Genomic DNA, 21181 nt, shown 5'->3' on the forward strand with positions numbered 1-21181 from the left:
AGGACCGCTCCACCCTCACTCGCGGAAGGTCGCGTCACTCCGGTCCAGGCTCGTGGAAATCCCATTCAGGTAGAGCAGACCCTCGCGGTGCCGCAGGTAGTAGCCTGGGAAGTTGGAGGACTCGAAGGAGAGCAGCGCGCTGTTGGCCAGTCCCGCCCGTCTCCACCAGGTCGCATCCGCCTTGAACAGGCTGGAGCCATCATTGCGGTCCAGCCACACCTCGCCGTCGCGATGCCGCAGGAAGTAGCCAGGGAAGTTGACGGACTCCAGCGACAGGGCCGAGGCATTCGCCAATCCAGGCACGATCCTCCACTCCGCGTCTTCCGCCGGGAAGAGGATGTGGTCGATGCGCCCCCGGGAGTTCTGATGCCGCACGAAGGAGCCCTGGAACTGGGACTCGAACCGGGAGAAGGCGCGCACCGACAGGTTGTCGAACCTCGCCTGGGCCTGGTAGGTCCGCACGCCGATGGCACCGGACACATAGGAGCCATCCGTCACCGAAAGCTTGGGAGTCACGAGGTCGTCGACATAGACCTTGAGTGAGGAACCCGCGGCCACGACGCGCAGGTGACGGGACGTGCCCGTCATGGACGGAAGGGCCGCGACCGCGAGCGTCGTCCACGTACCGTTCGCCTTGCCCAGGACCACCTGGTTGCCATCGATGCCAGCGAAATAGCCCTGGTAGGCATCCACCCCGGTGGCCGGGCGGCTGGCGCGGAACAGGAGCCCGGGGTTGCCGGACGGGCCAGGAGTGATGTCGGCGTCGTACGTGAAGTTGGAGAACAGGGTGCCGAACGCGAGGGCCTTGGCGCCCGCATCGGCCCCGACGGAGAGCTGTCCATTGACGACGGACCAGGCGCCTCCATAAGTCTGCCAGCCCGTGGCGTTGCCGTCGTTGAAGTCATCCGCGAAAGGGAGTTCCCAGCGGGCGGTCTTGGAGATGAATGGCGCCAGGAAGCGGGCGATCTTCAGGTGGCCGCTGTCGGAGGGGTGCAGCCCGTCGGTGTAATCCGAGGTGCCCACCGTCACCCAGCCCGTCGTATCCACGTAGTACAGCTTCGTATCCCCCGCGGCGATCCGGGCGTTCACCGCCGCCTGGGTGGGCGCGACCTTGAAGCCACCAAAGGTGCGCAGCACGAAGATGAAGGCATTGGGGTGACGGGCCCGGACGTTCTGGAGGAACGTGATGTAGGTGCTCTGGAACGCGGCATCGGAGACCCCGAAGTTCTGGTCATTGGTGCCGAGATTGATCACCACCGCGTCGGGCTGGTACTGGCTGAAGTTCCAGTCGGGGGAAGAGGGGTATTCCACCGTCTGGAGTTTGAAGTATTGCCGGCTCATCCCGATGCCGTTGGGAGAGTGACAGGAGAAGGCGTCCTGCAAGCAGATGCCGGAATAGGCGATGCGGGTGTGGTCCGCGTTGAGGAACTCGCCCACCAGCCAGGCGTAGTCACTCAACGCGCCCTGGCTCAACGCACAGCACCCGGCGGTGATGGAGTCTCCGATGAACTCGATCCGCTTCGCGCGGGGAACGGGAGCCAGGGTGCTCGCGCCGCTGTCGAGCACCAGGCCCTGGAACTGCATGAGATCCTGCTCGCGGGTGGCGACCCGCAGGGTGTGGCGTCCCGAGCCCAGCGCAGTGGGCGTCAGGTTGATCGTCCCGACGGCACCGGGGTAGCTGACGTCGGCTCGACCATCGATGCTGACATAGACGTGGGCGGCCGCGGCCAGCCGCAGCTTCACGCTCGTGCCGGTGAAGTCGACCCGGAAGTAGGCCCCCGACCAGTTGCTTCGATAGACACTCGCGTTGCCTTTGTCCCAGCGTCCGACATACACGATGTTCGAATCGCTCGGAGAGCCATCCCCCGTGGCCGCGCTCGCCATGGGAAGCATCCCGGGGAGCAGACTCAAGAGCAGCAGCAGCAACGGCGTGTGGATGGGCGAGAGGCGCCAGGTTCTCGACGTGTGGGGCATGCGTGCTTCCTTCTGGGTGAAACCGGGGTCGGGAGAAGCAAATCCTGGATTACCCACTTTTGCACGATTTTGCAAAGAAGGCGGGAGCGCTCCACGAGCACGCCAACAACCCCTCGCGCTACGCCCCGGGCCGCCAGACTTCCCAGGTGGTCGACAATTCCCCCTGGGCATTCCGGGAGGGACCCACGACCAGGAAGGTCCCGGGCACCACCTCCACGAGGTGGTGTCCCGCCCGGGGCTCGTTGAGCGAGGGCCCCGGCGCCCACGTCTCTTCGAACCCAGGGGGACGGCCACTCCGCGAAACCCCGCTCCAACTCAGCAGGATCCCGTCAGTAGACGATGCAATCGAACTTTTCGATGACGGCCCGGAGTTCTTCCTCGGTGGTCTCCATCCGCTTGGCTATCGAGGGGGCGTGATAAGTCAGCGACCTGGTAGGAGCCGGTTGAGTATGAAGTTCCTCCACGGTGACACGACCAAAGCGACCCGGCCACTTCGCGCCACGTAACTCGGGGGCTCGGCGGATCGGCTCCAGGATGGTGAAGCAGGGCCACTTGGGAAAGCGCAAGGTGGAGGGGTCGCAACCCATGATGCGGCAACCATCCAGGCGGGCCTCGGAGAAGTCGCAGTCTTCGATGGAACCGTGACCTGCCTTTTCCGAATAGCCAGGCCAGTGCCCAAAGTCGCAGCCAGACAGACGCCCCTTGAATCGACAACCATGAAGGGAGGCAAACACCCAATCCTGATGGTTCTTCAGTTCCTGTTTCACCTCGAAGGTGCAGCCGATGAACCGAGTTCCCTGATCAAAGATCAAATTCCTGCCGGAGACCTTCAGGACAAGGGTGCAATGTCTGAACGTCACATTCGAGCCAAGAAAATACAGCGAGCCCTTGTCAGTCAGTTCCAGCCGCTCGTTTTCGATTTCCCGGTCTTCGTAGAAGACCTTTGTATAGAGCATCCGCCGCCCTCTCAGAAGGTGAGCATCCGGAAGAATTCGCCCGCCAGGCGCCTGCCGTGACGCGCCAGGTTCGACTCCGTGCCAGAAAGAATCTCGTACTGGTAGCCTCCTGGGACTACCACATCCACGCCCTTGTTCCGGCTGAAGTTGTAGAGATGTTTGAACTGGCGTGACACCTCATTTTCCACGAAACGCCCCCGTGCCTCGCGCTCCAACAGCCGCGCCAACCAATATTCGCCCTTGTCCAGAGCCTTCTTGATGGCCTCTTTCTCCGCGTCCGAGAGCCTATCAGGCCCCCATTTTTTCGCGGCCTGGGTGACAGCCTCCTGGAGCATATCCCCCACCTTGTCCTGGGCGGGTAGGTCCGCGGCCGACTTGCCGCGTGGCAGATGCCAACGCTGACCGTCGCTCAGTTCCACCTGCCGGTTGCCACCCCGGTGGCGAATGACGGTTCGCGCGGAGCGGCCCCCAGGAGCCTTCGCCGTCCCACTACCCGTCCCCTTCTTGAACATCACCACGGCCAGGGGGCCCTGTGGAGAGGTGGCCACCGTCTCCACCGCCGCAATCGCCTGAGCCAGGGCCGCCTCCGTCGCGAGTGCCGTCTCCTCTACTTCCACGCGCCCCATGACAGCGGCGCCGCCCTGAGCCTTCCACTGCTTCCCCGCGAGCTTGAAGCCCGGCAGCGACTTCACTCGCGGCAGTACCTGCCCCAGCGTGTGCCCACTGAGCGTGGCCACCGCCAGAATCATCGCCCGGGCCGCGTCCTCACCCAGCACCCGGCCAAACTCCTCGCCCGCCGCACCCAGTTCCTCGAAGGTGCTGGCGTGGTGCGCCGTGTCGGCCAGGCGGGCCCAGCCGTCCATCAGCCCGTACATCGTCTCCAGGCCCAGGTAACCCATCAAAATGAGGGTCATGCCGGCGGCCAGGGCCTTGGTCGTTGGCTCGGGCACCACCCACATCATGCAGTAGAGGGTCACCGTCCAGACGACCGTGGAGACGAGCATCCGTACGTCTAGCAGTTCGCGCGCCAGAGCCCCGCGCGTCTCATCGAGGACATGGCCGAAAGCCAGGGCCAGGGCGAACGCCCGCCTGTCGTCCGTGCGCAGATAGGGCCCGTCGTCCAGCAGGCCCAGGCAGTCGCCTCCTCCTCGGGGCACACACCACTGGAGGTACCTGACCCTCAGGGCTTCATCCGCCTCGGGGGTGAGCACCACCGGGCCCTCCTGGCGCTCGGGCACCAGGGTGTAGGCCTGGTCGCGGTACACCTCCAGCAGCCAGTCTCCCTGGCTATCCACGGTCTCGACGCCCTTGGGTGGCGGCAGCAGGTGGAGCAATTCCCGAGCGGCCGCTTGTGGCGTCTTCGCCCTCAGTCTCACGTCGCGGGACAGGCGCAGGAAGGCCTGCTGGAACTCGGCCCGGGAAATACGCACCGGCCGGGTGACGACAGTGCCCGGCTCCAGGAAGTCCGCGTCGTACACGGTGGCGGACTCCAGGCCAGGCTCCGCCGTGACGGCCAAACTTGCCGTGGTCGACGGTGGGGACGTCGACGAGTTGTCGTGGTCGCGCCCCCGTGGAGTGTCCGTGACACAAGCAGCCTGGAGGAAGAGGACGAGAAAGCAGCCGCGCAGCAAGGGGCGCAACCGCGCACTCGATGGGCGCGAGCCAGCAAGACGGGTGGACACGGCCCACCTCCGGGAATGACGAGGCTGAAAGCCTTCGCGCCGCGATCACACGGAAACGCAGGTGTGCCCGTCAAGCCCACCGGATTGATCAAGCGCGCACGAGGGCGGAGCGCAAGCCGCGCGCGGTTCAATACGGCTCGCGCTACGACTCCCGCTTCGCAGGCACCTGCAACCCCGCCGAGCGCGCCAGGCCCATGACGCCCTCCACCGCCGCGGCGATGTAGCCAAACGGATTGGCGCCATCCACCGCCGTCACGTGCACCTCGCCCATCTTCTGCTGGAAGGCCGCCGCCACCTTCGGCAGTTGCCGCGCCAGCTCCAGTTGGATGGACTCGGACGACAGCGTGTTCTCGATCTCGCGCTGCGCTCTCGCCCGCGCCAGCTCCGGCTCCTGGGCAATGCGCGCCTGCCGCGCCTCCAGCTCCGCCCGCGCCAGCTCCGCCTCGGCGATGGCGCACCGGGCCTCCGCCGCCTTCGCCTCCGTCCGCGCCCGCTCCTCCTCCTGCCGCAGCTTCGCCAGCTCCGCCGCGTGCCGCGCCGCCTGAGCCTCCGCCTCGAGCTTCAACCGCTCCAGCTCCGCCTGGGCCTGTGCCGCCGCCAGCGCCCGCGCGTTCTCCAGTCGCGCCTCCGCCATCCGCCGCTCGGACTCCAGCCGCGCCAGCTCCCGCGCCTCCTCCGCCCGCGCCTCGCGCTCGCGCACCTCCAGCTCCGCGTTCAGCTTCGCCAGCGCCGTCTCCCGCTCCAGCGTCACCTGCGCCTGCCGCGCCCCGTGCTCCTGCGCCACCCGCGCCTCCGCCACCCGCGCCTCCACCGCCAGCGACTCGAGCTGCGCCTGCTCCTCCGCCGCCCGCCGCTTGTGCCGCACCTCCTCCTCCGTCACCAGCCGCGTGAGCGCTATCTGCCGCTCCGCCTCCGCCTCCTCCCGCCGGATGAAGCGCTCCTTGGCCAGCTCCGCCTCGCGCGCCACCCGCTCCTGCTCCTGCCGGAAGCGCGCCTGCATGTTCGCGAACACCGTCTCCGACAGCACCCGCACGTCCTGAATCTCGATCGTGTCCAGCACCACCCCCCACCCCGTGTCCGTCCGGTCCTCCGGCCGCCCCCGCCCCGACACCACCGGGGAAATCTCCCGCATCAGCTCCGTGGCGATCCCCTCCTTGCGCCGCGTCAGGCACTCCTCCACCGACAGGTTCGCCACCAGCCGCCGCACCGCGCCCACGAACATCTCCGTGAGCAGCTCGCGCAGCTTCTCCTGCGCCCGCTCCGGAAAGGAGAAGTTGAGCATCCGGAAGGCCACCAGCGGCTCGACGATGCGGTACACCGCCAGCCCCGTCACCTGCACCCCCACCTTCTCGCTCGTCACCTGATCCGCCGTGAAGCGCAGCCGCTGCACGCTCGTGGGCACGATCGCCACCGAGTCCCCCGGCAGCTTGAAGCACGACGCCCCCTGCCCGCTCACCTCCCGCACCCGCCCCCGGCGCATGTGGATGAGGAACTCGCTCGGCCGCGCGGTGATGAGCCCCCACTTCTTCATCTTCTCCGGATCCTCCGCCGGCTTGCCCGCCCGCCACCCCTCCGTGTCCCGCATCCACTCTTCGTCCCGCGGCGGCGGGGGCGGCTCCATTCCGCCGCCCACCCGCACCGCCAGTGCACCCGCCGCGTTCACCCTCACCGCTCGCTTCTCGCTCGTGGCCATCCGCGTCCTCCCGGTCTCTCGCGGACTTCCCCGATTGCAGCCTCCTCGCCAGCCACCAACGGCCCTGAAATGGCCCGGTTGCGCGGAGGGGGGTGCGCCGTCCTGGCGCGGCTGCCCCGGAATGGATCGCTCCCTCCCGGCCCACGCTCCTGGTAGTGGACTGAATCCCTCCGATTCGCGGTTGAGACGGGGCTGGAGGCACGCCCCTCATGTCGTCTTGACCGAGGGGGGGTCCTTTTTATATTTGACCAATCCAGTCCACTTTAGGTGCGCCGATGTAGGAGCACCAAGGACCTCACGGGGTTACCCCCGCCCCTGGGGTTCGAGAACGACCGCTGCTGCCTGGAAGGCGACCGAGATGCTGAAGCTGCCCATCTACATGGACAACCACGCCACCACGCCGATGGATCCGCGCGTGCTGGAGGCGATGCTGCCCTACCTGCGCGAGGACTTCGGCAATGCCGCCTCGCGCAACCACGCCTTTGGTTGGAAGGCGGAGGCGGCGGTGGAGGAGGCGCGCAAGCAGGTGGCGGCGCTCATCGGCGCGTCCGACAAGGAGATCGTCTTCACCTCGGGCGCCACCGAGTCGGACAACCTCGCCATCAAGGGCGTGGTCGAGTTCTACAAGGAGAAGGGTGATCACATCATCACCCTGAAGACCGAGCACAAGGCGGTGCTCGACACGTGCAAGCGCCTGGAGCGCGTGCGCCAGGAGCGGTTGGACGAGCTCAAGACGCTGCGGCTCATGCAGCTCACGGGCGCGCCGGTGAGCCGCGACGAGCTGGCCACTCTCGCCATCAAGCACGACCTGGACAACGACGCGGTGTACCGCCAGTGGGCGGAGCTGCCCACGGGCGGCGCGCGCGTGACGTACCTGGACGTGGAGAAGGACGGGCGGGTCGACCTCAAGAAGCTCGAGGCGGCCATGACGGACAAGACGATCCTCGTGTCCATCATGCTCGCCAACAACGAGATCGGCACCGTGCAGCCCATCGCGGAGATCGGCCGGCTGTGCCGCGCCCGGGGCATCCTGTTCCACTGCGACGCGGTGCAGGGCATTGGCAAGGTGCCCTTCCACGTCGAGGAGATGCAGGTGGACCTGGTCTCCATCTCCGCGCACAAGATGTATGGCCCCAAGGGCGTGGGCGCGCTCTACGTGCGCCGCAAGCCGCGCGTGCGCATCGCGCCGCTCATCGACGGTGGCGGCCATGAGCGCGGCATGCGCTCGGGCACGTTGAACGTGGCGTCCATCGTGGGCTTCGGCCACGCGGCGAGGATCGCCCGCGAGGAGATGGCCGACGAGGCCGCGCGCCTCACGCGCCTGCGCGAGCGGCTGCGCAAGGGCATCGTCGAGCAGCTCGACATGGTGACGGTGAACGGCTCGCAGGAGCACCGGCTGCCGGGCAACCTCAACATCTCCTTCGCCTACGTGGAGGGCGAGGCGCTGATGATGGCCATCAAGGACGTGGCCGTGTCCTCGGGCTCGGCGTGCACGTCGGCCTCGCTGGAGCCCTCCTACGTGCTGCGCGCCTGCGGCGTGGAAGAGGAGCTGGCGCACAGCTCCATCCGCTTCGGCCTCGGCCGCTTCAATACCGAGGAAGAGGTCGACTTCGTCATCAAGCTCATGGTGGACAAGGTGAACCGTCTGCGCGAAATGAGCCCGCTGTACGAGATGGCCAAGGAAGGCATCGACCTCAAGAGCATCGAGTGGACGGCGCACTAGCCCCGCGCCCTCCCCCCACCCCCATCCCCCCGGAGTTCCCATGGCCTACAGCGACAAAGTCATCGACCACTACGAGAACCCCCGCAACGTCGGCTCGCTCGACAAGGCGGACCCCAACGTCGGCACCGGTCTGGTGGGTGCGCCCGCGTGCGGCGACGTGATGCGCCTGCAGTTGAAGATCACCGACGAGGGCATCATCGAGGACGCCCGCTTCAAGACGTTCGGCTGTGGCTCGGCCATCGCCTCCAGCTCGCTGGTGAGCGAGTGGGTGAAGGGCAAGACGGTGGACGAGGCGCTGACCATCTCCAACAAGGACGTGGCGCGCGAGCTGGCGCTGCCGCCGGTGAAGATCCACTGCTCGGTGCTGGCCGAGGACGCCATCAAGGCGGCCATCGACGACTTCAAGAAGAAGCGCGAAGCGCGCCGGCAGCAGCGGGCCTGAGCGGACAACCGGACGTGAAGTCAGGAGGCGCGTGATGAACGAGCAGGCGACAGAGCAGACGGGCCAGAAGACGGCGCCTGTGACCCCGGCCGCCAAACCGGCGCGGGGCATCACGCTGCATGACAGCGCGGTGGAGCAGTTGCGCAAGTTGCTCGCGGAGCGGCAGACGCCCGACGCGGGGCTGCGCATCGCGGTGCGTGGCGGCGGGTGCTCGGGGCTGGCGTACGTGATGGAGTGGGCGGAGAAGCCGCGCGAGAAGGACAAGATCTTCGAGCGCGAGGGCGTGCGGGTCTTCGTGGACCCCAAGAGCTACCTGTACCTCATCGGCACGGAGATCGTGTACGAGTCCACGCTGATGGCCTCCGGGTTCAAGCTCAACAACCCGAACGTGAAGGGCGCGTGTGGTTGCGGAGAGAGCTTCTCCGTCTGACGCACGCGACACCCACCACGCAATCCTGGGGGCCCGGCCACCAATCGCCGGGCCCTCGTCGTTTCTTTCCGTCGAGAGGAAGCTCCCGGTGAAGTGCTGGAACTGTGACAAGGCGTCGGAGGGCAGCCCGTTCTGCGGCGCCTGCGGGAAGATCGCGGGCCGGATCGCCGGCACCACCCACTTCGCCATCTTCGGTCTGCCCCCGAGCCCGGACGTGGAGCTGGCCGCCCTGGAGCGGCAGTACCGGGAGCTGTCCCTGCGGCTGCACCCGGACCGCTTCGCCCAGGCCGAGGCGCGCGAGCGCCGGCTGTCGCTGGAGCAGACCACCGCGCTCAACGAGGCCTACAAGACGCTCAAGGACGCCACCCGGCGCGCCTTCTACCTGCTCTCCCTCCACGGGGTGGACCTGGACCGGGAGGACACTGCCGCCCAGAAGAACATGCCCCTGGAGTTCCTCGAGGAGGTGATGGAGCTGCGCGAGGCGCTCGACGGGGCCATGGAGGCGAAGGATCAGGCGCGCGTCCAGGCGATGGCACGGGACGTGGAGACGAAGCGCTCGGCGGCCCTCCAGGAGGCGGTGGAGTCGTTGCGCGTGCTCGAGAAGGGCTCCGCCGACGAGGCGGTACTGAAAAAGGCGTCGCACGCCCTGGGACGGGTGCGGTACTTCACGCGCTTCCTCGAGCAGGTGGACGCGTTCGAGGAGGAGATGCTGGCGTGAGCAAGAACGGCTTCCTGCAGATTCATGACCCGCTCAAGCCCAAGGGGCATGCGGTGGGGATCGACCTGGGCACCACGAACTCGCTCGTGGCGGGCGTCATCCAGGGCAAGCCCCGCTGCCTGGTGGCGGACGAGGGCGACAGCAACCTGCTGCCCTCGGTGGTGCACTACGGCCGGGACGGGGGCGTGGTGGTGGGCGCGCGCGCCCGGGGACTCGCCGCCGAGCACCCCACGGACACCATCGTCTCCGTGAAGCGCTTCATGGGCCGCGGCCCGGATGATCCGGAGACGCGCAAGCTGGGCGCCTACCGGTTCGCCTCCGGCGGCAAGGTGGTGCGCTTCGAGGTGGCCGGCGGCCAGCCCGTCACCCCCATCGAGGTGTCCGGCGAAATCCTCCGCGCCCTCAAGCGCCGCGCCGAGTCGCACTTCTCCGGCCGGGTGGAGCAGGCCGTCATCACCGTGCCCGCCTACTTCGATGACGCCCAGCGTCAGGCCACCAAGGACGCCGGCCGGCTCGCGGGCCTGGAGGTGCTGCGCCTGCTCAACGAGCCCACCGCCGCGGCGCTCGCCTACGGGCTCGACAAGGGCAGCCAGGGCACCTTCGCGGTGTACGACCTGGGCGGCGGCACCTTCGACATCTCCATCCTCAAGCTCGTGGACGGCGTCTTCGAGGTGAAGTCCACCGGCGGTGACTCGGCGCTCGGCGGGGACGACTTCGACCGGGCCATCGCCCAGCGTGTGCTGGAGGCGCTCGGCCAGGCCTCGCCCTCCCCCGCCCTGGTGGCCGAGGTGCTCGCCGCCTCGCGCAAGGCCAAGGAAGCCCTCACCGACAGCCCCGAGACGCTGCTCACCGTGGGCGCGCACCAGCAGACGGTGCGCCGGGCGGACGTGGAGGAGTGGATCCGCCCCCTGCTGCAGAAGACGGGCGCGGTGTGCCGCCGGGCCCTCAAGGACGCGGGCGTGACGGCCTCGGAGCTCGACGGCGTCATCCTCGTGGGCGGCTCCACCCGGGTGCCCGCCGTGCGCCGCTTCGTCGCCGAGCTCTTCGGCCGCGAGCCCCTGGGCGACATCGATCCGGATCAGGTGGTGGCGCTCGGCGCCGCCATCCAGGCGGACCTGCTCACCAACGTGGACCGCCAGGACGAGGTGCTGCTGCTCGACGTCATCCCCCTGTCGCTCGGGCTGGAGACGATGGGCGGGCTCGTGGAGAAGCTCATTCCCCGCAACTCCCCCATCCCCATCGGCGCGGGCCAGGTCTTCACCACCTTCAAGGACGGGCAGACGGGCCTGGACATCCACGTGCTCCAGGGCGAGCGCGAGCTGGTGGAGGACTGCCGCAGCCTCGCGCGCTTCACCCTGAGTGGGATTCCCCCCATGACGGCCGGTATGGCCCGGGTGGAGGTGCGCTTCCAGGTGGACGCGGACGGCATCCTCTCGGTGAGCGCCAAGGAGCAGAGCACCGGCGCCACCCAGTCCATCACCGTCAAGCCGAGCCACGGCCTCACCGACGAGGAGATCGAGCAGATGCTGCTCGACTCCATCGACAACGCGGAGGAGGACGTGCAGGTGCGCCAGCTGCGCGAGCAGCGCGTGGAGGCCGAGCGCGTGCTCACCGAGGTGGAGCGGCAGCTCGGGCAGCACGCGAAGCTCGTGGACGAGGGCGAGCGCCCCACCATCGAGGCCGCCATGGCCCGGGTGCGCGAGCTGGCCCAGGGCAAGGACTCCCAGGCCCTCAAGGAGGCCATCCACGCCCTGGACGAGGCGTGCAAGCCCTTCGTCGAGCGCATCATGAACCAGGCCGTGACGCAGGTCGTCGCGGGCCATTCGGTCGAGGAGTTCTGACGTGCCCAAGGTCCACTTCAAGAGCCCCCTGGACGACGTCACCGTGGAGGTGTCGCCGGGGACCACGCTGCTGGACGCCGCCGAGAAGGCCGGCGCCCAGGTCGGCCACTCCTGTGGCGGCGTCTGCGCCTGCTCTACCTGCCATGTCTGGGTGCGCAAGGGCCTCGAGTCGCTCTCCGAGCAGCGGGACGAGGAGATGGACCGGCTGGACATGGGGTTCGACGTGCGCCCCTACTCCCGCCTGTCCTGCCAGAGCGAGGTCGGCCAGGAGGACGTGCACGTGGAAATCACCGAGGAGTCGCTCTCGGCCTATATGGACGAGAACCCCGTCGTGCGCCGCCGCCTCGCGTCCGAGGGAAAATGGCCCCTGAAGAAGTAGGTTGAAACAACTGCTTGACGGGGACGGTTCAGGCATCTATACACCGCCCCCGTCGACGCAACGCACCGCCGAGACGCCGCAGCGATGCAGCAGCAGCCACCTGCCCAGGTGGTGGAATTGGTAGACACACTAGATTCAGGGTCTAGCGCCTGCAAGGGCATGGAGGTTCGAGTCCTCTCCTGGGCACTGAAGAAGGCCCCGACTGAAAAGTCGGGGCCTTTTTCTTTTTCAGCCCCCTCACGCGGGGCTGTGCACCGGCTCCACGGCCTCGTGGGCCATGTGGCCCGCCGCCTCGCGCGCCAGGCTGCCACCCCGGCGCAGGTCCTTGATGCGGATGCCGCGCACGCGCACGGAGATGGCCCCCAGGGACACCTGGCTGAGCAGCGTGCCCAGGTGGGTAAGCGCCGCGAAGGCCGCGGCGTCCTCGGCCGACGCCCCCAGGCTGCGCGCCGCCCAGCTCGTGACGAAGTAGTAGATGCCCATGCCCGCCGGCACCCCCGGCAGGCTCTGGCCCAGGGCGATGGCGGCCAGGACGATGGTGCCGGCGAACAGCCCCCCGGAGATGCCCAGCCCCCTCAGGGCCAGTCCGTAGGCCAGCGCGGGCGCCAGGACGGGCCCCACGGAGAAGAACAGCGTGCGGGCCATGCCCCGGAAGCTGCGCGCGGTGCCCAGGCCCTCGGACACGTGCCCCAGGAGGTGGCGCACCCGGGGCAGCCGGTTGCGCCTGCCCAGCGCCCGGGCCAGCGGCAGCGCGTAGTGGGCCAGCAGCACCACCAGCACCACCAGGCCCACGCACACCCCCACGGCGATGCGCAGCGGCCCGGAGAACTCCGCCATCTTCTCCCCGAAGGGCCCCAGGAAGGACAGGGCCACCAGCCCCATGAGCGCCGCGAACTCCAGCAGCTTGCACACCGCCACCGAGCCCAGGGCCTGGAGGAAGGGAATGCGCTGGGTGCGCGACAGGAGGAAGCAGCGGATGAACTCGCCCAGCTTCCCGGGCAGCGCGTTGTGGGTGAAGGCGCCGATGGCCACCAGGTGGTAGCGCTCGCGCAGGGGCACGGGCTTGCTCAGCGTCGTCTGCCACTGCACGGCCCGCAGGGGGATGATGGACGCGGACAGCAGGAGGAAGGGGATGAACCAGGGCAGGTGCCCGGGCAGCTCCTCGATGAAGCCCTCCAACGAGAAGCGCGGAATGAGCAGGGGGCCCGGTCCGAAGTTCCACCGGAAGAAGGCGCTGGAGATGAGGAACACGGACAGCACCGCGCCCACCATCACCGCCAGCACCTTGAGCAACGTGCGGCCCCCCGCCCTGTTCTTCATGACGCCGCGACCTCCACCAGCGACCGGCGCCCCTCGCGGTAGACGCTCGACAGCCGATCATGCAGTTGGGTGCAGTGGCTCATCGCGGACAGGTCCACCGGCAGCTCGCGCGGCCAGCAGATGACGCTGTTGGTCTCCGTGCGCGTCAGCCCCCCGTGCGAGCCGAACTCCCAGGCGAAGCCCACCGTGCCGCCCTTGGACACCGCCTGGCCGAAGAGCACCAGGTCGCCCGCGGTGGGCATGTGGGGCAGCTCGCGCAGGTAGTCCGCCACCGCGCGGCGCGAGAACTCCGAGGACAGGGGCGCGCTGTCGATCTGATGCGCCTCGTACACCTGGCCCCCGATGATGGCCACCGCCTTGTCCCGGCGGCGCACCGCCACGATGCCCAGGTCCGGATGGCGGATGGCCCGGCCGAGCACCTCCGGGAAGCGTGCCACGAGCTGCGCGGCCTCCAGCGGCTCGCGCCGCCGCGTCAGGTACACGTGCGAGAAGTTGCCGGACTCGACCACCACCGGCTCCTCGGGCGCGCTCAGGGAGACCTGCTCGGAGAGCGGACGGCCATCGAGCAGCGCCCGGCGCACGTCCTCGGACAGCGGCAGGGGCGCCCCTTCCAGGAGGAGCTTCTCCAGGCGCTGCCCGGTGCGCCGCTCGATGGCGTCGCTGTCCACGTGACCGTGGTCCGTGAGGAAGACGATGTCGTAGCCGGGCTCCACCGCCTTGGACACGGCGTAGAGCTCGGCGAGGTAGGAATCCACGCGCCGCAGCTCCGTGAGCGCCTGCTCCGAGCGGGGACCGCGGCGGTGGGCCACCTCATCGTAGTTGCCATAGACGAGGTAGATGGAGGGCACGCCCCGGATCATGTCCACCATGGCCTTGGTGTGGGCGAAGCTCCACCCGAGCCGCTGCAGGAAGACCCGGCTGACGAGGTAGCCCTGCTCGTGGCGCCAGTCGCGCTGCATCCGCGCCCACCGGTACACCTCGCGGAAGGAGTTCCACGCGTCCTTGCCGAACGAGCGCAGGTACGACAGGGGCTTTCGCGTGCGCCCCGCCAGCACGCCGTCGAACTCGTACTTGATGCTGCGCAGCATCGTCTTGTAGCTGGCCACCGTGGTCATGCACAGCCGGTTGCGCGCCTCGGCGCGGAAGAGCGCGAAGTAGGCATGACCACCCTCGGACAGCAGGCTCGAGCCCGCGCTGCGCCCCAGCCGCGACTCCATGGCGAGCGCATCCACCGGGGTGTTCATCTGCACCTTGCGCCCCAGCTCCCGGTCGAACCAGCTATAGGCGGGCAGGTTGGGATGGCGGATGCCGTAGAGCAGCCCCGCCTGGAAGAAGGGCGTGGAGGCGGGCGAGCCCCAGAACGCATCGTCCATGGCGTAGGCGCCCGAGGTGACGAGCCTGGAGAAGAACGGCATCTGTCCGGTGCGGACGGCGTCCTCCAGGTGCGCCCTGGGCACACCATCCAGGTGGACGATGAGCAGCTTGCGTTGACGTGAAGCCGACAAAGGGCCCAGCTTCGAGCCGACTCGGCGCACGTACTCGCGGGCCCACGTCTGCAATTGCGGGTTGATGACTTCGTTCACGGTTTCGTTTCCCCTCCCCGGCCGGGAAGATGTGCACGCAGGGAGCCGCCAGCCGTGCGAACCGGGGTGTGTCGAAAGCTCCGCCGCAGAGCGGCCAGACAGGCAGGCCGGGCCGAGCGGGTCATGGTCCCCATCACCCTGGGCATGGCACCTTGAGTTGGCATGCTTACGACCGCGCTGCTGCTGACAACGCTGGCCACGGCACCCGCTTCCGCGACCGCGTCCACCCTCGAGGTGCCCGTCCAGAAGGAGAAGGGCGCCGACGCCATCGTGGTGCCCCTGGTGAGCTACAACTCCGACCTGGGCTTCACCTATGGCGGCGTGGCGGGTGCCTATCTGTACGCGCCGGGCTATGTGCCCTACCGGCATGCCATCGCCATCCAGGCGATGTTCACCAGCCGGGGACAGCAGAACCACTACCTGCGCTACGACGGGCCGCGGCTCATCGGGCCCATGCGCCTGGAGCTGCGCCTGGAGTACCGGCGCGAGCTGCTCAGCCCCTTCTACGGCGCGGGCAACGTGTCCGCGCAGGACTTCCGCGGCAACGAGAACCAGGAGCGCTTCAACTACAAGAAGGGCTCGCCCGGCGCGTGGATGCGCCTGCGCGGCCGGCCCCTCGGCGAGAGCCACCCGTTGCAGGTGTACGCGGGCTATGCGTGGCGCTACACCCAGGTGTCCACCTTCGAGTCCTCGGTGCTCAATGATCTCAAGCCCGTGGGCATCGAGGGCGGGCCCACCGGACAGGTGTCCGCGGGAGTGATGTGGGACACGCGCGACAACGAGTCGGATCCGGTGCGCGGCGGCGTGGAGGAGCTGAGCGTGCGCGTGTCGGGCACCGCCACGGGCAGCCGCTACCAGTACGGGGGCATCACGCTGAGCGAGAAGCGCTTCTGGCAGTTCGGCTCACGGGTGGTGCTCGCCCAGCGGCTGACGCTGGACGCGCTGTTCGGGGAAGTGCCCTTCTTCGAGTGGGTGAACACGGGCGGCGTGAGCGTGTCGGAAGGCATTGGCGGCATGAGCAGCGTGCGCGGCATCGAGCGCAACCGGTTCGCGGGCAACGTCAAGGCGTTCTCCAACACGGAGCTGCGCGTGCGCGCCTTCGACTTCAACCTGTTCGGCGCGCCGGTCTACACGGGCGGCGTGGCCTTCGTGGACGTGGGGCGCGTGTGGCACCCGGGCGTGACGGATGGCCCCTGGTGGATGTTGCACCCGGGCGTGGGCGCGGGCCTGCGCGTGGCCCGGCGCGCCGCCGTGGTGCGCTTCGACTGGGCCATGTCCCCGGAGACGCTGCGCCACCGCGTGTACATCAACTTCGGCCACATGTTCTGAACCCCGCCTCTCTCGAGACGGGGCGATGAGGAACGTGCCTGCCTTTGTCAGAGGTCCGAGGCGGGCATGAACAGCACCCGGCCCCCGTGGCGCCGCTGATAGGCGGAGGCGTCCGGGCAGGACATGGGCGGAGGCTGACGGTCCGGAGGCACCCCATCGAGCCAGACACGGCAGGAGCCCGGAGGCGGCAGACGGTCGGGCGGAACGCCATCGAAGGACACCGGCCCGTATTCGGTCGCCGCCACTTCACCCGTCTGGAACGAGCGCGGGGAGGAAGCCCAGATCACCAGGCCTCCATGGCGGCTCGCGGTCCGATGCGCGTGGCCACACGACATGGCCGCCGGTTGGCGATCCGGAGGCAGCGGCCGGTACCAGATGCGGCACAGCCCCTCTCGCGGAACGCGATCCGGAGGGACGTGGAAGTTCATGGAGCCCGGAGGCGGCGCGGGCGGATGGGACGGGGGAGGCGGCGGCGGAGGCCGGGGCCCGCGCGGCGGGGGCCGAGGCCGATGAGGAGGCCGGCTCGGAGCTTCCGGGGGTTCGGGGTCGGGGTCGGAAGAGTGAATGAAAGTGCAACCCGCCGCGGTGAGCATCCAACCAACGAGAAGTGCGCGAAGACCATTCATGGTGCGCGCCCAGACGCCAGACGCTCGCCTGCCATTCACTCCGTCACGGCAAAACCCGGATCAATGGAATACCAACGTCTCTCGGCACCTGGAAATCGAAAGAACAAGATTCGCAACGGGAGAGAAATCACCCGGAAACATGCGGCGCCGACACTGGTGAACGTCGAATCCTCACCCCAGGAGGTCGTTCATGCGTCGGTTCATCCCTCTTCACGCCGTGCTCACCCTGGCGGCATCGCTGGTTTCCGCGTCGGTGCTCGCACAGCCGCCGCATCGGCGAGGCCCGCCTCCCGAGGCCATCCAGGCCTGCGCCGCCAAGAGCCAGGGCGCCACCTGCACCATCGACTTCCCGGACCGCCAGCGCGAGGGCACCTGCGAGTCTCACCATGGGGAGACCCTGGCGTGCAGGCCGGCGCGGCCTCCCGGTCCTCCTCCCGAGGCCCTCGCCGCCTGCTCGGGCCTCCAGGAGGGCGAGGCCTGCACGGTGACGCTCCACGACAGGGAGCTCCAGGGCCAGTGCCACACCGGCCCGGATCAACAGCGCGCCTGCCACCCCGAGCGCCCTCACCGGGGACACCCTCCGGACTAGGGCGCTACGGAGAGACGGCGGGCGTCACGGGCTCGCCCTGGCGGAAGCGCGCCTCCGGACCCGGGCCCACGTACACCTGCACGGAGCGGAAGCGCGGCGTGCTCTCGGCCACCCGGACCGAGTGGCGCAGTCCCGCGGGGATGTAGACGGCATCGCCCTGACGCACGGACATCGCCTGCCCCTCGACGGTCATCTCCGCCCCGCCCTCCTCCACGTAGATCATCTCCACGCTGTCCGCGTGGACGTGCTCGGGCACCGTGCTTCCCCCCTGGAGCTCCAACACGCCCATCGAGGCGGCACGCGCGCCGGTCTCCTCGTTGAGCAGCAACCGCGCGGTGCCCTTGCCCTGGGCGATGCGGAAGGTGGGGGCTCGCGCGCCGTCCACCACGTAGCGCACGGGCTGGTTGGAAGAGACGCGGGCACAGCCCACGCCGACACACAACAGGGCCGACAAGAATGCGGTACGCATCACCCCTCCGTTCCCGCTCACCGGTGATTGAGATACGTCGAGTGGCACGCCACGCACGTCTCCACGAGGCGCCCGTAGCTCTCCGCGAGCGCCTGGTCGTCCCGCTTCTCCGCGGCCTCGCTCACGGCGCGGGCGCGCAGGCGGGCCTCGTCCTGGAGCACGAAGAACCGCTCGGGCAGGAGCGCGTTGAAATCCGCCTCCCCCCCGGGCAGGGGCCGGATGATCCGGGGCTCGGCGGAGATGTGCCTGGCCGCGGCGCGCGCGACGTCGTACTGGAGCAACGTCACGCCATACATGAGATCGCGTGCGTCCTGCCCGTGCCGCTCCATCTTCTGGCGCAGCAGGGACCGGGCCTGCTCGGGCAGATAGTCCGGCTTGCCCAACGAGGAGGGAGGCGGCTGCTTGTCGGCCACCTCGGTCTTGGGCTTCTCGGCCTTGGGCTTCTTGGACGGAGCGGCCTTCTGGGGCTCGGGCTCCGCGGCGGAGGCATGGAAGACGAAACCCGCGGACAGGAAGCCCACGAGCACGAGGGGGACGCGAAAAGAAGGGGTCTTCATCGAATGGACTCGTCGGCCGTGATGCGCATGGGGCTGCTCACCCCCTTGCAGGATCAGCCCTGGCTTCGCGGAAAGCAATGCGGAGCCTCGGTGGCCTCCCGTGCCGGACAAGTGCGAGTGGAGCCTCAGGGAGTCGCCGCCGGGGCCGCGGGGTTGCCCGCCTTGATCCAGCGCGCCAGCGAGAGGGCCTCCTGGGTGGACATGAGGTCCGTGTAGCTGGGCATCCCCGTTCCGGGCCGGACCTTCTGGGCGTCGAGGATCCACATGGCGACCGTCTCGTCGGGCTTGCTCCGCGCGTTGACGAGAGCGGGGGCGAACATGGCGCCCTCGCCGTGGCAGCCGCGGCATTTCAAGCTGGCGAAGAGTTCCTCCGGAGGCCGCGGCGCCTGGGCGGTGGCGGTGTTTCCGGACGCGGAGGTCTCCGCCTCCTTCTTCTCCGAGCAACCCGCGAGGGCCACGGCCATCGACAAGAGCACCGTGTGGGACAGCGGAAGAACGAGGGGCATGCGGTTCGAGCGCTTGCGCATGCCCCCTCCTCTACTACCACCGGCGTGGGGAGGACCAGGGGAAGGGAGCCCAGAAGGGCGTCGCCACCGTGCAATGCCACCCGCCGGCCTTGAACACGAAGTTGGGCTAGAACCCATCCCAATGGGCGCGGACGCACGAGACGCGGGGCCTGGGCTCTTTCCTCCCACGCGCTGGACCCTCATCCGCTCGGCACGGGCTTCGCCGGAGGCGCGCCGCGCGGCGCTCGAGTCGCTGCTGGGCACCTACTGGCGCCCGCTCTACGTCTACATGCGCCGCCAGGGCCTGGACGCCGAGGCCGCGCGCGACGCGGTGCAGGAGCTGCTCCTGCGGCTGTTGGAGCACGGCTTCCTCGAGCGGCTCGACCCCGGGAAGGGCCGGCTGCGCGGCTACCTGCTGACGGCGGCGCGCAACCACCTGTCCCACCGGCACGAGCGCGAGAGCGCCGCCCGGCGGGGCGGTGGGGTGGCCGCGCTGCCTCTGGACTTCGAGCTGGCCGAGCGCATCGCCTCCCAGGACGCGCGGGGTCCGGACGAGGCCTTCGAGCGGGAGTGGGCCTCGAGCGTAATGGAGCGGGCCCTGGAGCGGCTCCGGGCGGAGTACGAGGGAGGCGAGCGCAAGGGTCCCTTCGCCCTGGTGCTCCAGTTCTTCCGTCCCGGCGAACCGCCGAGCTACCGCGACGCGGCGCGGGCGCACGGCATGTCCCTGCCGCAGCTCAAGACCTTCCTCCACCGGGCGCGGGTGCGCTACCGGGAGCTGGTGCGCGAGGAGGTGGCGGACACGGTGGACGCGCCCGAGGAGGCGGAGGCCGAGCTCGCCGAGCTGCTCCGGGTGCTGAAGCGATGAGCGAGACGTGTCCACGCTGCGGTGCCCCGGTGGACGTGGGGCGACTGGCGGTCTGCGCCAGCTGCCTGCTGGGCGAGGACGGGGCGGGCCCGGAGCGCATTGGCGCGCTGGAGCTGGAGGAGGAGATCGGGCGCGGGGGCATGGGCCACGTCTTCCGGGCGCGGCACGTGCGCCTGGATCGGCCAGTGGCGGTGAAGTTCCTCAACGGGGAGGCGGCCTCCAGCCCCGAGGCCCAGGCCCGCTTCGCCCGCGAGGCGCGAGCCCTGGCGCTGTTGGATCACCCCCACATCGTCCGGGTGCATGACTTCGGAGAAGAGGAAGGCGAGCGCTACCTGGTGATGGAGCTGGTGGAGGGCCGTGGCCTGTCCGAGCTCATGCCTCTGCCTCCCACGGAGGCCGTGCGCGTGGCGCTCCAGGTGTGTGACGCGCTGGCCTACGCGCACGCGCGCGGCGTGGTGCACCGGGACATCAAGCCCGCCAACATCCTCGTGGACGGAGAGGGGCGGGTGAAGGTGACGGACTTCGGCATCGCCCGCATCGTGCGCTCGGAGGGCCGCCGCGACACCCTCACCGCCGTGCACACCGTGGTGGGCACCCCCGAGTACATGGCTCCGGAGGCGCTCGCCGGGGCCGCGCCGGATCCGCGCATGGACGTGTACGCGGTGGGCGTGCTGCTGCACGAGATGGTGACGGGCCGGCCGCTGACGGCGGGCTCGCCCACCCTGACGGGGGCGCTCGGGACGATGGTGCGGCGCGCGGTGGCGTTGGATCCCACGCGGCGCTACGCCAGTGCCCACGCCCTGGGGTTGGACTTGCGGCGCCTGGCGGACGGCGCGGCGGAGGCGGCCCTGCCCCCGGACGAGGCCGTCTGGTTGCGCACGGTGGCGCTGCTCCAGGCGGTGGCGTGCGCGCTGGTGCTCTGGGCGCTCGTCGTCTCGGTGACGCCGCGGGTGTTGGCGCCCGAGCAATTGGATCTGCTCACCATGCAGCCCGTGGCGCGGCTCGCGGATGGCCGGTGGGTGACGAAGGCGCGCTTCGAGACGGGCCCCATCCTCGGGGCGGTGGCGGGGCTGGCGGTGGCGCTCGCGGCGTATGGCCTGCTGCGCCGGCACTGGCGCCAGGAGGGCCTGGATGCCCCCGCCCCGGAGCTTCCCCTGCGCGAGGCGCGCGTCTTCCTGGGAGTGGCCAGCGTGAACTCGGCGCTGTTCGCGCTGCACCTGGGGCTCGCGTGGTCGGCGGGCCTGTCCCTGCCCCACTTCATGCCGCTGCTTGGAGGGCTGCTGGAACTGGGGACGCTCTACCTGCTCTGTGTCGCCGTCCTGGAGGCCTGGCGGCGCCAGCGGGCACTCTCCCGCGAGCCCTGGCTGTGGTGGGGAGTGGTCCTGATGCTCCTCCCACCGGCCATCGAGCTGGGCCTCCAGCTCCACGCCTGGCGGCCTTGAAATAAAAGGCACCCCGCAACCGCGAAGCGCCCTCCCGGTATTTCCCCGCGAAAGGGA

At 69.2% G+C, this 21181-nt stretch carries 20 protein-coding genes and 1 tRNA gene; 11 read left to right on the forward strand and 10 right to left on the reverse strand.

The genetic code is table 11. From position 1 onward, the window contains the following. Positions 1-15: 15 nt before the first annotated feature. The 4 genes from F0U63_RS33540 to F0U63_RS33555 form a co-directional block, all read right to left on the reverse strand. Positions 16-1974 carry an AbfB domain-containing protein gene (locus F0U63_RS33540; protein WP_395836301.1) on the reverse strand — a complete coding sequence of 653 codons (1959 nt, stop codon included), beginning with the start codon at positions 1972-1974 and terminating at the stop codon, positions 16-18. A gap of 329 nt (positions 1975-2303) precedes the next feature. Beyond that, positions 2304-2930, reverse strand: a complete 627-nt coding sequence (locus F0U63_RS33545) for a hypothetical protein (RefSeq protein ID WP_395836304.1) — start codon at positions 2928-2930, stop codon at positions 2304-2306. Between the two features lie 11 nt (positions 2931-2941). Then, entirely contained in the window at positions 2942-4612 is a 1671-nt protein-coding gene (locus F0U63_RS33550; protein WP_395836306.1) for a hypothetical protein, read from the reverse strand. Positions 4613-4754: 142 nt separating this feature from the next. Next, a complete protein-coding gene (locus F0U63_RS33555) occupies positions 4755-6305 on the reverse strand; it encodes an SPFH domain-containing protein (RefSeq protein WP_395836310.1) in 1551 nt (516 codons plus the stop codon). Between the two features lie 361 nt (positions 6306-6666). On the opposite strand from F0U63_RS33555, the gene F0U63_RS33560 reads away from it, so the two are divergent. The 7 genes from F0U63_RS33560 to F0U63_RS33590 all read left to right on the forward strand — a co-directional run bounded on the left by F0U63_RS33560 (position 6667) and on the right by F0U63_RS33590 (position 12024). After that, entirely contained in the window at positions 6667-8028 is a 1362-nt protein-coding gene (locus F0U63_RS33560; RefSeq protein ID WP_395848468.1) for an IscS subfamily cysteine desulfurase, read from the forward strand. 40 nt (positions 8029-8068) lie between these two features. After that, positions 8069-8470 (forward strand): Fe-S cluster assembly scaffold IscU, encoded by a 402-nt coding sequence (iscU, locus tag F0U63_RS33565; RefSeq protein WP_395836313.1) that lies wholly within the window; start codon positions 8069-8071, stop codon positions 8468-8470. 34 nt (positions 8471-8504) lie between these two features. After that, positions 8505-8900, forward strand: coding sequence for an iron-sulfur cluster assembly accessory protein (locus tag F0U63_RS33570; RefSeq protein ID WP_071900937.1), 396 nt, complete (start codon positions 8505-8507; stop codon positions 8898-8900). Between the two features lie 88 nt (positions 8901-8988). Further along, positions 8989-9618, forward strand: a complete 630-nt coding sequence (gene hscB / locus F0U63_RS33575) for a Fe-S protein assembly co-chaperone HscB (protein WP_395836315.1) — start codon at positions 8989-8991, stop codon at positions 9616-9618. Further along, positions 9615-11459, forward strand: a complete 1845-nt coding sequence (gene hscA / locus F0U63_RS33580; protein ID WP_395836318.1) for a Fe-S protein assembly chaperone HscA — start codon at positions 9615-9617, stop codon at positions 11457-11459. The genes hscB and hscA overlap by 4 nt, the downstream gene beginning before the upstream one ends. A gap of 1 nt (position 11460) precedes the next feature. Further along, on the forward strand, positions 11461-11838 hold the full coding sequence (locus F0U63_RS33585; protein WP_395836321.1) for a 2Fe-2S iron-sulfur cluster-binding protein: 378 nt from the start codon (positions 11461-11463) through the stop codon (positions 11836-11838). A 102-nt stretch (positions 11839-11940) separates the two neighbouring features. Beyond that, a tRNA-Leu gene (locus F0U63_RS33590) sits at positions 11941-12024 on the forward strand. A 51-nt stretch (positions 12025-12075) separates the two neighbouring features. Here F0U63_RS33590 and F0U63_RS33595 read toward each other — a convergent pair. Together F0U63_RS33595 and F0U63_RS33600 are read right to left on the reverse strand one after the other, a co-directional pair. Continuing rightward, positions 12076-13158 carry a lysylphosphatidylglycerol synthase transmembrane domain-containing protein gene (locus F0U63_RS33595; RefSeq protein ID WP_395836323.1) on the reverse strand — a complete coding sequence of 361 codons (1083 nt, stop codon included), beginning with the start codon at positions 13156-13158 and terminating at the stop codon, positions 12076-12078. Beyond that, on the reverse strand, positions 13155-14741 hold the full coding sequence (locus F0U63_RS33600) for an alkaline phosphatase family protein (protein ID WP_395836325.1): 1587 nt from the start codon (positions 14739-14741) through the stop codon (positions 13155-13157). The genes F0U63_RS33595 and F0U63_RS33600 overlap by 4 nt, the downstream gene beginning before the upstream one ends. Positions 14742-14903: 162 nt before the next feature. Here F0U63_RS33600 and F0U63_RS33605 point away from each other — a divergent pair, with 162 nt between their 5' ends. Further along, positions 14904-16070: a BamA/TamA family outer membrane protein gene (locus F0U63_RS33605; protein WP_395836327.1), complete on the forward strand. Its 1167-nt coding sequence runs from the start codon at positions 14904-14906 to the stop codon at positions 16068-16070. Between the two features lie 47 nt (positions 16071-16117). Here F0U63_RS33605 and F0U63_RS33610 read toward each other — a convergent pair whose 3' ends face one another. Next, positions 16118-16357, reverse strand: coding sequence for a hypothetical protein (locus F0U63_RS33610; protein WP_395836329.1), 240 nt, complete (start codon positions 16355-16357; stop codon positions 16118-16120). A 529-nt stretch (positions 16358-16886) separates the two neighbouring features. On the opposite strand from F0U63_RS33610, the gene F0U63_RS33615 reads away from it, so the two are divergent. Next, entirely contained in the window at positions 16887-17285 is a 399-nt protein-coding gene (locus F0U63_RS33615) for a hypothetical protein (protein WP_395836331.1), read from the forward strand. Positions 17286-17289: 4 nt separating this feature from the next. On the opposite strand, the gene F0U63_RS33620 is transcribed toward F0U63_RS33615, so the two are convergent. The 3 genes from F0U63_RS33620 to F0U63_RS33630 all read right to left on the reverse strand — a co-directional run bounded on the left by F0U63_RS33620 (position 17290) and on the right by F0U63_RS33630 (position 18838). Continuing rightward, positions 17290-17754, reverse strand: coding sequence for a cupin domain-containing protein (locus tag F0U63_RS33620; protein WP_395836333.1), 465 nt, complete (start codon positions 17752-17754; stop codon positions 17290-17292). Between the two features lie 17 nt (positions 17755-17771). Next, a complete protein-coding gene (locus tag F0U63_RS33625) occupies positions 17772-18311 on the reverse strand; it encodes a hypothetical protein (RefSeq protein ID WP_395836335.1) in 540 nt (179 codons plus the stop codon). Between the two features lie 125 nt (positions 18312-18436). After that, complete coding sequence (locus F0U63_RS33630; protein ID WP_395836338.1) at positions 18437-18838, reverse strand: c-type cytochrome; 402 nt, start codon at positions 18836-18838, stop codon at positions 18437-18439. 121 nt (positions 18839-18959) lie between these two features. Between F0U63_RS33630 and F0U63_RS33635 the strand changes: the two genes are divergently transcribed. After that, positions 18960-19682, forward strand: coding sequence for an RNA polymerase sigma factor (locus F0U63_RS33635; protein ID WP_395836340.1), 723 nt, complete (start codon positions 18960-18962; stop codon positions 19680-19682). After that, entirely contained in the window at positions 19679-21124 is a 1446-nt protein-coding gene (locus F0U63_RS33640; protein ID WP_395836342.1) for a serine/threonine-protein kinase, read from the forward strand. The genes F0U63_RS33635 and F0U63_RS33640 overlap by 4 nt, the downstream gene beginning before the upstream one ends. Positions 21125-21181: the final 57 nt, after the last annotated feature.

The sequence above is a fragment of the Cystobacter fuscus genome (assembly GCF_044360685.1).
Lineage (GTDB): Bacteria > Myxococcota > Myxococcia > Myxococcales > Myxococcaceae > Cystobacter > Cystobacter fuscus_C.